Raw genomic sequence first — 12,908 nt, 5'->3', positions numbered from 1 at the left:
ATGCCTTAACGATTAGCAGCCATGTCAGCCACAAAACGATCAAATAAAGGGGCTACATCTTGAGGGCCTGGGCTTGCTTCTGGATGACCTTGGAAACTAAATGCTTGTTTATCAATACGCTCAATACCTTGCAAAGTACCATCAAATAATGATTTATGGGTAGCTCTTAAATTGCTAGGTAAAGTGCCTTCATCTACAGCAAAACCATGGTTCTGGCTAGTAATCATCACTATACCTGATTTTAAATCCTGTACAGGGTGGTTAGCACCATGATGCCCATGTGGCATTTTCATTGTTTTAGCACCACAAGCTAATGCTAATAACTGATGCCCTAAACAAATACCAAATATAGGAATATTATGTTCTTCTAATAACTCGCGAATAGCTTTAATGGCATAATCACAAGGTGCAGGATCGCCAGGGCCATTCGATAAAAAGATACCATCAGGATTTAATGCTAACACTTCTTTAGCAGTAGTTTGTGCAGGTACAACCGTAACCTTACAACCTCTTGCAGTTAACATTCCTAAAATATTGTGTTTAACTCCATAGTCAAAGGCTACCACATGATAAGGTAGTTCATTAGCTGGAATTTCTGGCCTACTATCTGTTTCCAAATTCCACAAACCAGTACGCCACTCATAAGGCTCTTTAACACTTACTACCTTAGCTAAATCCATTCCCTGTAACCCAGGAAAGCTACGCGCCAAATCTAACGCTTTTTCTGGGGTTGCATCTGCACCCGTTAAAATACAACCATTTTGTGAACCTTTTTCACGTAGTACACGGGTTAAGCGACGAGTATCTATCTCTGCAATAGCTACAACATTATTTTCTTTTAAATAATCAGGTAAACTTTGTTTATTACGCCAATTACTTGCCAATAAAGGTAAGTCACGAATTACTAAACCAGCCGCCCATACTTGGTTAGATTCAGCATCTTCAGGAGTGGTACCTGTATTACCAATATGCGGATAGGTTAAAGTAACAATTTGTTGAGCATACGAAGGATCAGTTAAAATCTCCTGATAACCTGTCATGGCTGTATTAAAAACAACCTCGCCAATGGTTTGCCCATCAGCACCTATAGACTCACCGTAAAAAACACTGCCATCGGCAAGAGCTAGTATGGCTGGCGTAGACAAAGGAACCTCCAATATAGAATTTAGGCGCGTGTAAAGAAGCGGGATGCCCGTGCAAACCGTCATCCCGTTATGAATTCTTTAAAATATACGCTGGTTTTTTAGTTGATACACTAAATGGATATTGTACGATAAACCAACCAAATAACCAAGTTAAAAGTCAGAATAAAAACGTGCTATATGCTTTACTTTTTGTTGTTAGGTTTTCTTTTAATAGCTAATAATTTTTCAATATTCTCAAAATGAGTCATATCAGTTATTTCGATCATTAACCATTTACCATCATGATAAGTAGTAGCCTCATCATATTGCTGTTGGATACTTAGGCTAAACTCATGGCGAGTTTGTTCAAACTTTTCTCGTTCAGCTTTACCAAAAATGACCATAAAGCCAAAATTATGTTGTCGTGGATATAACGCACATAACGTTTTGCTACTACGACGAAACTTCAATTCATATTTTGCAGCTTTACCACCTTTATTCCATAGAGTATCCATCAGGTAATGCTGATTAATAAAGTCAATGACATTCAGCCATGTTTGGTAGCAAACTGTACCTAATAATTGTTTTATTTCTTGCTCTGTGGGTATTTTATCCAACATAGTAAATTCCTTTTTTGATTTTGAATATAGCTGTTGCTATACAATTTTAGACAAGGCGAATGACTGAAGACAGTACAACTATTACGGCAAAGTCATTCAACGACGTATAAAAGTGTAGAGTAATAGCTATAGATAATAAAAAAGGCAGTTGCATTATTATACAACTACCCTTTATAAGTGTTATTGGTTTAAATCAGCTTAAACCATCCAACAGGAACAACCAAAGACTCCCCAGAAGCTTTTTAAGTCATCTGCGGGTGCATTAGTACCCCATGATTTAATATGGCTATGACCATGTACACCACAGTTATTACTACAACCACAAGCCATATTTTGTAATTGATAACGTTGTGCTTGTTGTTGATAGCCCCATGCTGCATAACCTTTATAGGTATTTACAGGCGACCAATCTGGCATCGCTGGAGGTGGTGGTGTATCTAATGAAGCAAAATCACCTGCCCCATAGACTACTTTGCCACCTACTATAGTTAAATCAGACACAATATGACTGATCTCATCTTCACTGCATTTAAAATAGTCTTTATTAGGTACAATTAAATCCGCTAATTGGCCTTTTTCAATACGCCCCTTATTACCTTCTTCATTAGAAAACCATGTTACATTTTCAGTCCACATACGTAATGCCGTTTCACGGTCTAAACAATTAGCTTGTGGATAAATACGCAAACCACCTACAGTCTTACCTGTTACCATCCAAGCTAATGATACCCAAGGATTATAAGAGGCAACACGAGTAGCATCAGTGCCTGCTGAAATAGGTACACCTTTATCTATTATCTTAGTAATGGGTGGAGTAGCTTCTGCTGCTTTCTGACCATAACGTTCAACAAAATACTCACCTTGGTAAGCCATACGATGTTGTACAGCAATGCCACCGCCTAAAGCAGCAATACGATCGATTGATTTATCAGAGATAGTTTCAGCATGGTCAAAGAACCAATTTAACCCTTTAAAAGGTGTTTCTTCATTCACTTTCTCAAATACATCTAAGGCACGTTCAATGGTTTCATCATAGGTAGCATGCATCCGCCAAGGCCAACGATTTTGTGCCAATACCCGAACTACATCTTCTAATTCACCTTCCATTTCAGGTGGCATATCTGGCCGAGGTTGACGGAAATCTTCAAAGTCAGCTGCGGAGAACACTAGCATCTCACCACCACCATTTAAGCGGAAGTAATCATCACCTTGCTTGTATTTAGCGGTGTTTGTCCAATTAAGGAAATCTTCTTTTTCTGCTTTTGGTTTTTGGGTAAATAAATTATAGGCAATACGTACTGTTAGCTGATCATCTTTTGCTAATTTCTCAATCACTTCATAATCATCTGGATAATTTTGAAAACCACCACCCGCATCAATTGCTCCAGTAACACCTAAACGGTTTAACTCACGCATAAAGTGTCTTGTTGAGTTTATTTGATAATCAAGAGGTAATTTAGGGCCTTTAGCTAACGTAGCATAAAGAATACCTGCATTAGGCTTAGCTAATAATAGCCCTGTTGGATTACCTTTAGCATCACGCACAATTTCTCCACCTGGAGGATTAGGTGTATCTTTGGTATACCCTACAACACGTAATGCGGCTGCATTTAATAATGCACGATCATACAAATGTAAAATAAATACTGTTGTATCTGGAGCTACTGCATTTAATTCTTCAATAGTAGGTAAACGCTTTTCAGCAAACTGGTGTTCTGTAAAACCACCCACTACACGCACCCATTGTGGAGGAGGCGTAATAGCCACTTGTTGTTTTAACATTTGCATGGCATCAGCAAGGCTAGGAACGCCATCCCAACGCAATTCCATATTAAAATTTAGGCCACCACGAATTATATGTAGATGATTATCAATTAACCCTGGCAGTACAGAGCGCCCCTTTAGATCAATAAGATGGGTATTGGTACTGGCTAATGGTATGATTTCTTCATTTAGACCAACGGCTAGAAATCGCCCCTCTTTAATAGCCACTGCCTTAGCTACAGGTTTGGTAGGATCTAATGTTGTAAATTGACCATTATGAAGGATGATCTCTGGATTACTTTCTGTAGCCATTACAAACTCTCCAAAATAGCAACTCGATAAATAACGTTTATCAACAATGCGTTAATTATTAAGCTGCATTATTTATGACAATTCAAATACTAAGATCTCGCTAGGCTTAACCGCTTCAATAATAACCTTTTGCTCTTCGGCAATAGCAATACCATCACTGGTATGGGCATGTGTACTATTCACTATAATTTCACCAGAAACTACCTGTATCCAAACCTTATCGTGCTTTTCGGGAATAACATACTCTTGTCGCTCATCTTGCTCTAACTTCCAGCGCCATAACTGCATATCTTGGAAAACTTTTAGCGATCCATCACGTGCATCAGGCGATAAAATGAGTTGTTTACCTAATTTTTGAGCAAAACTTCGAGTTTCATAGCGTGGTTGTAATCTTTCTTTATCAGGAATTATCAAAATTTGATAAAAATGTAATAATTCATCATCTGATGGGTTACATTCTGAGTGGTGCAAACCTATTCCAGCACTCATAATTTGAAACTCGCCTGCTTTAACTTGTTCTTTATGCCCCATACTATCTTGATGCTCTATTGTACCCCGTAGAACATAAGAAAGAATTTCCATATCTTTATGAGGGTGCTTGCCAAATCCTTCACCAGGTTGAACACGATCTTCACTAATTACCCTTAGTGTAGCAAACCCCATAAAATCAGGATCATAGTAATCACCAAAAGAAAATGTATTATAGCTTTCTAGCCAACCGTGATTAGCATAACCCCTTGCTTCAGCTTCACGGAGATAAATCATATAGCCTCCTATACCGTCATCCTTAATGTTTATAAAGATGACAGATAGTTACCCCATTCAATAGAACAATGAAAGGAATAATTTGTAGTTAAATAAAACACTTAAACAAAATACCTTATGACTCAACAACACGTTGTGGTGCTTTATGAACCAAAGTGTATGCATAATCAACACCCATACCATAAGCACCACTATGTTCACGCACTAAACTCATAACCTCATCATAAGTTTCTTTACGTGCCCAATCTCGTTGGTATTCAAGCAATACTTGTTGCCACGTTACAGGCACTGCCCCCGCTTGTACCATTCTTTCAATGGAACGCTCATGGGCATCTACACTAGTGCCACCAGAAGTATCTGTTACCACATACACCTCATAGCCAGCATCTAATGCCATCAACGCAGGGAACGTTAAACAAACCTCAGTCCACAATGCAGAAATAATTAATTTTTTGCGGCCAGTTGCTTTTACTGCTTCAACAAACTTTTTGTCTTCCCAAGAGTTCATTGAGGTACGCTCAATAGGTTTAACATTTGGATGAACAGCTAACAATTCAGGCCAAATATAGCCACTAAAACTCTCTGTCTCAACGGAAGTATAGATAGTAGGCACATTAAAAATTCTGCCCGCTTTAGCAAGAGCCACTACATTATTTTTTAACTGTTGTCGATCAATGTTAGCCACACCAAAAGCCATTTGAGGCTGATGATCAATAAAAATTAATGTAGAGTTTTTTGGATCAATTAATTCACGAATGCTCATATTAACTACCTATATCTATGTAATATTGATTTAACAATCTTATCAGGGCATTAAACTGGAAATATCCTACCCACAAACATTGTTCCAATTTCTAAACTGATGACGACAAATTAACATGCAGAATAAATAACTTCTTTAAGACTTAAGGTGTAAATAAACTAACTTAATTAATAAATACCAAAATATGATATATAAAACACAAAAACTTATAAAACAAATACTACATATTGATTTATAAGAATTTATTGATTTTAAAAAATAAATAGCATGCCCAAAAATCATCACTTTTAGGTAACTAGTTAATGTTTTCTGTAAAACACCTAGTAACAAATTATGAGAGGGCTAGCTATTTATCTTTTTTTGCTTAATAATTATTTTTTATCAGAAAATAGAGCTATTAGATTTTATTATGCATATTCATATTCTTGGTATTTGTGGTACTTTTATGGGTTCTTTAGCAGTATTAGCTAAAGAACTAGGTTACAAGGTAACAGGTAGTGATGCCAATGTTTACCCACCTATGAGTACTCAGCTAGAAACACAAGGCATTGAACTATTACAAGGCTATTTACCTGAACATCTACAACCTGCTCCCGACTTGGTGATTGTAGGCAATACGATGAAACGTGGTAACCCTGCCATAGAATATATGCTTAATCAAAACCTACACTATACCTCTGGTCCACAATGGCTAGCCGAACACGTACTACAGAGTCGTCATGTACTGGCTGTAGCAGGCACTCATGGTAAAACTAGCACTAGTAGTATGCTAGCTTGGGTATTAGAAGCAACTGGTTTAAAACCTGGTTTTTTAATTGGTGGTGTACCCCAAAATTTTGCTGTTTCTGCTCGACTAGGTGATTCTAAGTATTTTGTGATTGAAGCAGATGAATACGATTGCGCCTTTTTTGATAAACGCTCTAAATTTGTTCACTACCACCCAAGAACAGCTATTTTAAATAATCTAGAATATGATCATGCTGATATTTTTCCTGATTTAGCAGCTATTGAAAGACAATTCCATCATCTTGTAAGAACAATTCCTAGTGAGGGGCTTATTATTTACCCTTCTACTGAACAAGCCTTACAAAGAGTAATAGACATGGGTTGTTGGACACCGATCCAAACAACTGAAAAGGGCAACTGGCAAGCAAAACTATTAACAGATGATGGTGCAAACTTTGAAGTTTATTTGGATAAACAACTATGTGGTACTGTATCTTGGTCTCTCACAGGGCAACATAATGTTAATAATGCCTTAGCTTGTATCGCCGCTGCAAATCATGTTGGTATTGAACCCAAACAAGCTATACAGGCTTTAGCACAATTTAAAAATGCTAAACGACGTATGGAAAAAATAGCAGAGATTAATGGTATTACAATCTATGATGACTTTGCCCATCATCCAACAGCTATTGCCACAACACTAGATGGCTTACGTAAACATATTGGTTCTGCTCAACTTATTGCTATTATTGAGCCACGCTCCAACTCCATGAAGCTAGGCGCACATCGTACAGGATTAGCAGAAAGCGTTGTACAAGCAGATCAAGCTATTTGGTATGCACCAGAAAACTTAGGATGGGATTTAGCTTCTGTTGTTAAGCAATCAGCTATATCAACGACTGTTTGTGACTCACTAGAAGCCATTATTGATACTGTAAAGCAACAAGCTAAAACAGGGGCACATATTGTTATTATGAGTAATGGTGGTTTTGGCGGTATTCACCAAAAACTCGCTAAGGCATTAGCTGAATAATACTATTGAAAGAAACTAGCTATATGTTAGTTTCTTTCACCCTATAAATAATATATTGTTATTCTTGTTAGATAAAATTAATAGCTATACCAAATACCAGCTTCACAAACCACTTTGCCAGTTAACTCTAAATTAGTTAACTCAATCAACACATCCTCAAAAGGTAAATTCAAACTCACTGCTAATGCTTCACTTGTTTGAGGTGCTGCTCGTAAACTGGTTAACAAAAGGTTATCAACAACCATTGTTTCCTCTTCTACTACCTCTTCAGACTCTACAATATCAATATTTTTCCATCCTTGTAATGCTTCTAAAATATGATCTACTGTTTCAACTAACATTGCCCCTTCTCTAATTAGTTGATGACAACCTTTTACAGCAGGATAATGAATAGAACCTGGTATGGCAAAAACCTCTCTTCCCTGCTCAGCCGCTAATTTTGCAGTGATTAAAGAACCACTTGATAGCGTAGCTTCAACTACTAATGTACCTAGTGATAAGCCACTAATAATTCGATTACGTCTTGGAAAGTTGGCGGCTTGAGGAGCTGTATCTAGTGGAAATTCCGAAACTAAAGCGCCTCCATTTACGACCATATCATCTGCTAATTTTTTATGACTAGCTGGATACATATGATGTAAACCACATCCCAATACACCTATTGTTAAACCTTGTCCCACCAAAGCTCCTGCATGAGCAGCACCATCTATACCCAATGCCAAACCACTAGTAATAGTAAAACCACCACTAGCTAAGCTTTTAGCAAATTGAAAAGTGGTATCTAAGCCAGGTTTACTTGCATGCCGACTACCCACTATAGCCAGCTGGGGATTCTCTAGAATATTAGGATTACCTTTTATAAATAGTACAGGTGGATAATCAATTATCTCTCTTAATAATGCAGGATATTGAGGGGAATCGCAGAATAATACATGTTGATTATCTTGCTCTAGCCATTCTAAAGATTTATCAATATTTTCTTTAATCTGACTAATATTAATAGATTGGCAACTGCTTGGTAAACCAGCTTGTAACCAAGCACTTTGAGAAGCCAATGCCTCTTTTGCAGAACCAAAATAATTAACTAACTGTAGAAACCGTTTACTACCTATTTTAGGTAAATTATGTAATATAAGGCGCGCTTCTAGCTCTTGAAAGGATAAACTAACTTCCATACATTTTATCCTGATAATAATTCGTTATTTTTATGATAAATAGATAACTAATTTAAAATAAACTAATTATCTATCTAAAATCATATAATTTTAATAGCAAGTACCTACAGAATCTTTTCCACAAATCTTACCATTTATCCAAATAGCGCCTGCTAATTTTGCATTAGTAAAATCAGTATTGGTTATTTCAGCACCTGTTAAATTAGCTTTTGTTAAGTCAGCATTTTTTAAATTAGCATTTGTTAACTGAGCATCACTTAAATCAGTATTTCGTAGATTAGCACTTGATAAATCAGCATTAGTAAAATTAATACCCGCTAACTTCTTACCTGAAAAATCTTTTCCTACTAAAGAAGCATTAATATAACTACTATCTAATACCTTATTATCTGTATCGTCTATATTAGAACTACCTTTTTTACCAATCACGGGGATTGAGCCATCACCTTTTGTTGATAACTTACCTTGTTTATTAGATATAGTATTAGAGCCATCTGTACCACTAGAAACTGATCCATCAGGTGTTTGCACCTCAATGGCACCATCTTTACCAATATCTAACGATGATTGTGCTTGAGCGGAAAGAGGCAATAAAACCGCTAAACAGAATATATAAGATAGTAATTTCATCTTTCTCTCCTAAATTTATAGTACAAAAACAAAAAAGAGAGATTAAATCTCTCTTTTTTAACACCTTCAAATTATTGTGGATTCTTTAGCTTATCACCAACACTCAATGGAAGATTAGCCGACAACACAATACCATAACTTAACTTATCATAAACACGAAATACCATTAATAAACCGGCTTCTTCATCTGGCAATTTAACATCTCCACCTGCAACCTGGTCTTTTACTGTTTCACCTAAACGATAAACAGCTAATACATTACCTACCTCAATGCCATCCTTACTACCTTTGTTGATAATAACAATATCTGTTTGACCAACTTGTGTCACCCCACGAGGAACATCAACAATTTCACCATTAATCAATGTTTTTGGTGAACTAGGTTGGAAATTAGCATCAATATTACGTGCTTCTGTTGCAAAAACACGATCGCCATTACGCACTTCTTGTGTTGTTCTAATTAAACGCAATGTTGCAACTTCACCTTGCTGAGCAATTAAACTAGCGCTAGCTATTTCGTCTGCATTAACACCTAACAACTCATTAGTTTTAGGGTCTTTAAACTCTTTTGCTTGGCGATAGATACCAAAACCAGTCTCCCCAGCTGGTAATTTGCCTCTCACATATACTTTACTACCAGCACCACTAACTACACTACCATTTTCTCCACCTACTACATAAGGCACAGTTTCAAATGCTTTAGCATTAGGCATCACTCTATTTTTCAATAAAAATGCATTAATCGATTGTAATGGAATAGTAGGAATGGCATCCACCACCGGCTCTACACGTACAGTAGGAGATAATTTCACTGTACCTCTTGATGTACCACGATTTACGGTTAATCTTGGCTTACCATTTACATAAGTTAATGTTAATGTATCACCTGGGTAAATTAAATTAGGATTTTTAATAGAAGGATTTACATGCCAAATTTCTTTCCAAAGCCATGGCTTTGCTAAGAAACGACCTGAAATATCCCACAAAGTATCCCCTTTTACAACTGTATAAGTTGTAGGATGGTTCTCTTTCAGTTCAACTTGTTGAGCCTGTACTAACACGCTAGAAGCTAGTAAACCAAGGGCGAGTAATAATTTCCTCATGCCATGCATTCCTTTATCATCACTAAATTTGTAAAATTACAACAGAAAACATTTAGTCTATAGTGTAAACTGTTCTGGTATTATAAAGCTATTTCTTAAACTTTCTATAATGAAATCTATTGTACTATGTCAATTTTAACCATACTTGAATTTCCTGACCCACGTTTACGAACTGTTGCACAGCCTATTGAGGCGGTTGATGCTGACCTTCAAAAATTTATTGATGACATGTTTGAAACCATGTATGAAGCACCAGGTATAGGTTTAGCTGCAACACAAGTAAACTTCCATAAGCGTCTTATTGTAATCGATATTACTGAGGATCGTACACATCCTTTAGTATTTATTAATCCAAAAATTGAAATTTTGTCAGAAGATCCACATACTTACAAAGAAGGTTGCCTTTCTGTACCAGGTTTTTATGAGGAAGTAGAAAGACCTGAACGGGTAAAAGTAAATGCCTTAGATCGTGATGGAAAACCTTTCGAAATGATCTGCGAAGATCTATTAGCTGTTTGTATTCAACATGAATGTGATCATCTAGACGGCAAACTCTTTGTAGACTATATTTCATCATTGAAGCGTAATCGTATTGCTAATAAGCTAGAAAAACAGCATAAGCTTGAAAAAAGAGGACGTTCTGAGTAATGACCACACCTCTTAAAATTATTTTTGCTGGCACACCAGAATTTGCTGCAATACATTTAGAAAAGATAATTAAGCAAAATAAATATCAATTGGTTGGTGTTTATACCCAACCTGATCGTCCTGCTGGTCGTGGCAAGAAACTAATGGCTAGTCCTGTAAAAGTGTTAGCAGAACAACATGGTATTCCTGTATTCCAACCTTCTACCCTAAAAACTATTGAAGCACAACAGCAACTTGCTGAGTTAGAACCTGATTTAATGGTAGTAGTTGCTTATGGACTTATATTACCGCAAACAGTACTAGATATACCAAAACTAGGTTGTATTAATAGCCATGCCTCTTTGTTACCTCGTTGGCGAGGTGCTGCACCTATTCAAAGGGCTATCCAAGCAGGCGATAAAGAAAGTGGTGTCACTGTTATGCAAATGGAAGCAGGTTTAGATACTGGTCCTATGCTGCTTAAAGTAACTACTCCTATTACTGAACAAGATACAGGTGGTAGCTTACATGATAGATTAACTGAACTAGGCGCTAACGCTATTATAGAAGCTATAGATGGTTTAGCTAACCATACACTTAAAGGTGAACAACAAGACGATAGCCTAGCCACTTATGCTCACAAACTTACGAAAGAAGAAGCACAAATTGATTGGAATAAATCAGCGATTGAACTAGCCAATACAGTAAGAGCTTTTAATCCTTGGCCTATCTGTCATACTTTAATTCAAGGGCAATCTTTAAAAATCCTAGAGGCAAAGTTAGTTGATTTACAAGGTATGGCTGGCAGAATACTTGAAATTTCTAAAGAAGGATTAATTGTAGCCTGTGGTTCACAAGCATTATGTTTAACCAAACTACAATTACCTAATAGCAAACCACTTTCTTTTTGGGATGTTTACAATGGTCATAAAGACCTCTTTAACAGTACTCAGGAATTGGGGAAATGAACCCTCGCTTAGCTGCCTGTAAAGCTCTGACTCCGGTATTACTAGGAAAAGCCTCTCTTGCCAGTACTTTACCACCTCAACTCACATTAATAGATGAGACTAATAAAGCACTTGTGCAGGAGCTAACATTAGGCACAGCGCGTTGGCAGCCTCGCTTAGAGTTACTGTTAAACAAGTTACTTGAGAAGCCATTAAAAAATTCAGATAAAGATATAGAAGCCTTACTTTATATTGGCCTCTACCAACTTCTTTATATGCGAATACCTGCTCATGCTGCCATTAACGAAACCGTTAGTTGTGTTACAACACTAAAAAAGTTATGGGCAAAAGGCTTAGTCAATGCTGTATTAAGAAATTGCCAAAGAGAAAGTACTGATATCTTTGCTAACTTAGCTAAAGATCCTGTTGAGTTTACAGCTCATCCTCGTTGGCTACAAAAACGCCTAAAACAAGATTGGCCCAATGAGTGGCAAGCTATCTGTGAAGCTAATAATATCCATCCTCCGATGACCCTTAGAGTAAATACAAGATATACCACAAGGGAAAACTATTTAAACCTATTAAACGAAGCGAATCTTAAAGCAACTCCCTGCTCATATAGTTCAGAGGGAATACAACTGGTTACCCCTTGCCCTGTAAACCACCTTCCCTACTTTGCAGAGGGCTGGCTTAGTGTGCAAGATGAAGCTGCCCAATTAGCTGCTCATTTACTTGAATTAAAACCTCAACAACGTGTATTAGATGCCTGTTGTGCTCCTGGTGGTAAAACCTGCCATATTTTAGAGTTACAACCACAATTAACAGAAGTAGTAGCCATTGATGCTGAAAGCAGCCGTTTAGAACGTGTCACTGAAAATCTACAACGTCTAAACTTACAAGCAACCCTTAAAGTAGCTGATGGTCGTGAGACAGCAACATGGTGGGACAACAAACCCTTTGAACGCATATTATTAGATGCTCCTTGTTCAGCTACAGGAGTTATACGTCGTCATCCAGATATTAAATTAACCCGTAAAGAAGAAGATATAACACCTTTAGCGACGCTTCAACAGGAATTATTAACCGCTATTTGGCCAACTCTCGCTGTTGGTGGCATACTTGTCTATGCCACTTGCTCTGTATTGCCTGAAGAGAACACCGACAATATCAAAAAATTCCTTACTAATCATTTAAATGCAAGAGAGTTAGATATAGGAAATATTGGTATTAAACAACCCCATGGCCGCCAATTACTGCCACAAATTAATGGCCATGATGGGTTTTACTACGCCAAATTAATTAAAATTGCAAAATAATTT

At 37.0% G+C, this 12,908-nt stretch carries 12 protein-coding genes; 4 read left to right on the top strand and 8 right to left on the bottom strand.

Annotation, left to right across the window (positions count from 1 at the left end):
• Nucleotides 1-5 precede the first annotated feature (5 nt).
• From carA to MTZ49_RS08155, 5 genes are all read right to left on the bottom strand, one after another.
• Nucleotides 6-1,145 (bottom strand): glutamine-hydrolyzing carbamoyl-phosphate synthase small subunit, encoded by a 1,140-nt coding sequence (gene carA / locus MTZ49_RS08175; protein WP_264745066.1) that lies wholly within the window; start codon nucleotides 1,143-1,145, stop codon nucleotides 6-8.
• A 182-nt stretch (nucleotides 1,146-1,327) separates the two neighbouring features.
• A complete protein-coding gene (locus MTZ49_RS08170; RefSeq protein ID WP_264745065.1) occupies nucleotides 1,328-1,744 on the bottom strand; it encodes a DUF3788 domain-containing protein in 417 nt (138 codons plus the stop codon).
• Nucleotides 1,745-1,942: 198 nt separating this feature from the next.
• Nucleotides 1,943-3,820: an amidohydrolase gene (locus MTZ49_RS08165; RefSeq protein WP_264745064.1), complete on the bottom strand. Its 1,878-nt coding sequence runs from the start codon at nucleotides 3,818-3,820 to the stop codon at nucleotides 1,943-1,945.
• A 72-nt stretch (nucleotides 3,821-3,892) separates the two neighbouring features.
• The gene (locus MTZ49_RS08160) at nucleotides 3,893-4,585 is read right to left on the bottom strand and encodes a pirin family protein (protein WP_264745063.1); all 693 of its coding nucleotides are present in this window, start codon (nucleotides 4,583-4,585) and stop codon (nucleotides 3,893-3,895) included.
• A 115-nt stretch (nucleotides 4,586-4,700) separates the two neighbouring features.
• A complete protein-coding gene (locus MTZ49_RS08155; RefSeq protein ID WP_264745062.1) occupies nucleotides 4,701-5,348 on the bottom strand; it encodes a hydrolase in 648 nt (215 codons plus the stop codon).
• 409 nt (nucleotides 5,349-5,757) lie between these two features.
• Between MTZ49_RS08155 and mpl the strand changes: the two genes are divergently transcribed.
• Nucleotides 5,758-7,107: a UDP-N-acetylmuramate:L-alanyl-gamma-D-glutamyl-meso-diaminopimelate ligase gene (gene mpl / locus MTZ49_RS08150; protein ID WP_264745061.1), complete on the top strand. Its 1,350-nt coding sequence runs from the start codon at nucleotides 5,758-5,760 to the stop codon at nucleotides 7,105-7,107.
• A 77-nt stretch (nucleotides 7,108-7,184) separates the two neighbouring features.
• Here the strand turns inward: mpl and dprA are convergent, their stop codons facing one another.
• The 3 genes from dprA to MTZ49_RS08135 form a co-directional block, all read right to left on the bottom strand.
• On the bottom strand, nucleotides 7,185-8,282 hold the full coding sequence (dprA, locus tag MTZ49_RS08145) for a DNA-processing protein DprA (protein ID WP_264745060.1): 1,098 nt from the start codon (nucleotides 8,280-8,282) through the stop codon (nucleotides 7,185-7,187).
• Nucleotides 8,283-8,372: 90 nt separating this feature from the next.
• A complete protein-coding gene (locus tag MTZ49_RS08140) occupies nucleotides 8,373-8,912 on the bottom strand; it encodes a pentapeptide repeat-containing protein (protein ID WP_264745059.1) in 540 nt (179 codons plus the stop codon).
• A 71-nt stretch (nucleotides 8,913-8,983) separates the two neighbouring features.
• Nucleotides 8,984-10,015, bottom strand: coding sequence for a LysM peptidoglycan-binding domain-containing protein (locus MTZ49_RS08135; RefSeq protein WP_264745058.1), 1,032 nt, complete (start codon nucleotides 10,013-10,015; stop codon nucleotides 8,984-8,986).
• Nucleotides 10,016-10,141: 126 nt separating this feature from the next.
• On the opposite strand from MTZ49_RS08135, the gene def reads away from it, so the two are divergent.
• From def to rsmB, 3 genes are read left to right on the top strand one after another with little or no spacing between them, the layout of a single operon-like run.
• Nucleotides 10,142-10,663 (top strand): peptide deformylase, encoded by a 522-nt coding sequence (gene def, locus MTZ49_RS08130; protein WP_264745057.1) that lies wholly within the window; start codon nucleotides 10,142-10,144, stop codon nucleotides 10,661-10,663.
• Entirely contained in the window at nucleotides 10,663-11,610 is a 948-nt protein-coding gene (fmt, locus tag MTZ49_RS08125) for a methionyl-tRNA formyltransferase (protein WP_264745056.1), read from the top strand. Before def ends, fmt begins: the two co-directional genes overlap by 1 nt.
• Nucleotides 11,607-12,905 (top strand): 16S rRNA (cytosine(967)-C(5))-methyltransferase RsmB, encoded by a 1,299-nt coding sequence (gene rsmB, locus MTZ49_RS08120; protein ID WP_264745055.1) that lies wholly within the window; start codon nucleotides 11,607-11,609, stop codon nucleotides 12,903-12,905. The genes fmt and rsmB overlap by 4 nt, the downstream gene beginning before the upstream one ends.
• Nucleotides 12,906-12,908: the final 3 nt, after the last annotated feature.

It is taken from the genome of Entomomonas sp. E2T0, assembly GCF_025985425.1.
Lineage (GTDB): Bacteria > Pseudomonadota > Gammaproteobacteria > Pseudomonadales > Pseudomonadaceae > Entomomonas.
This window is presented reverse-complemented; position numbering and strand designations above follow the sequence as displayed.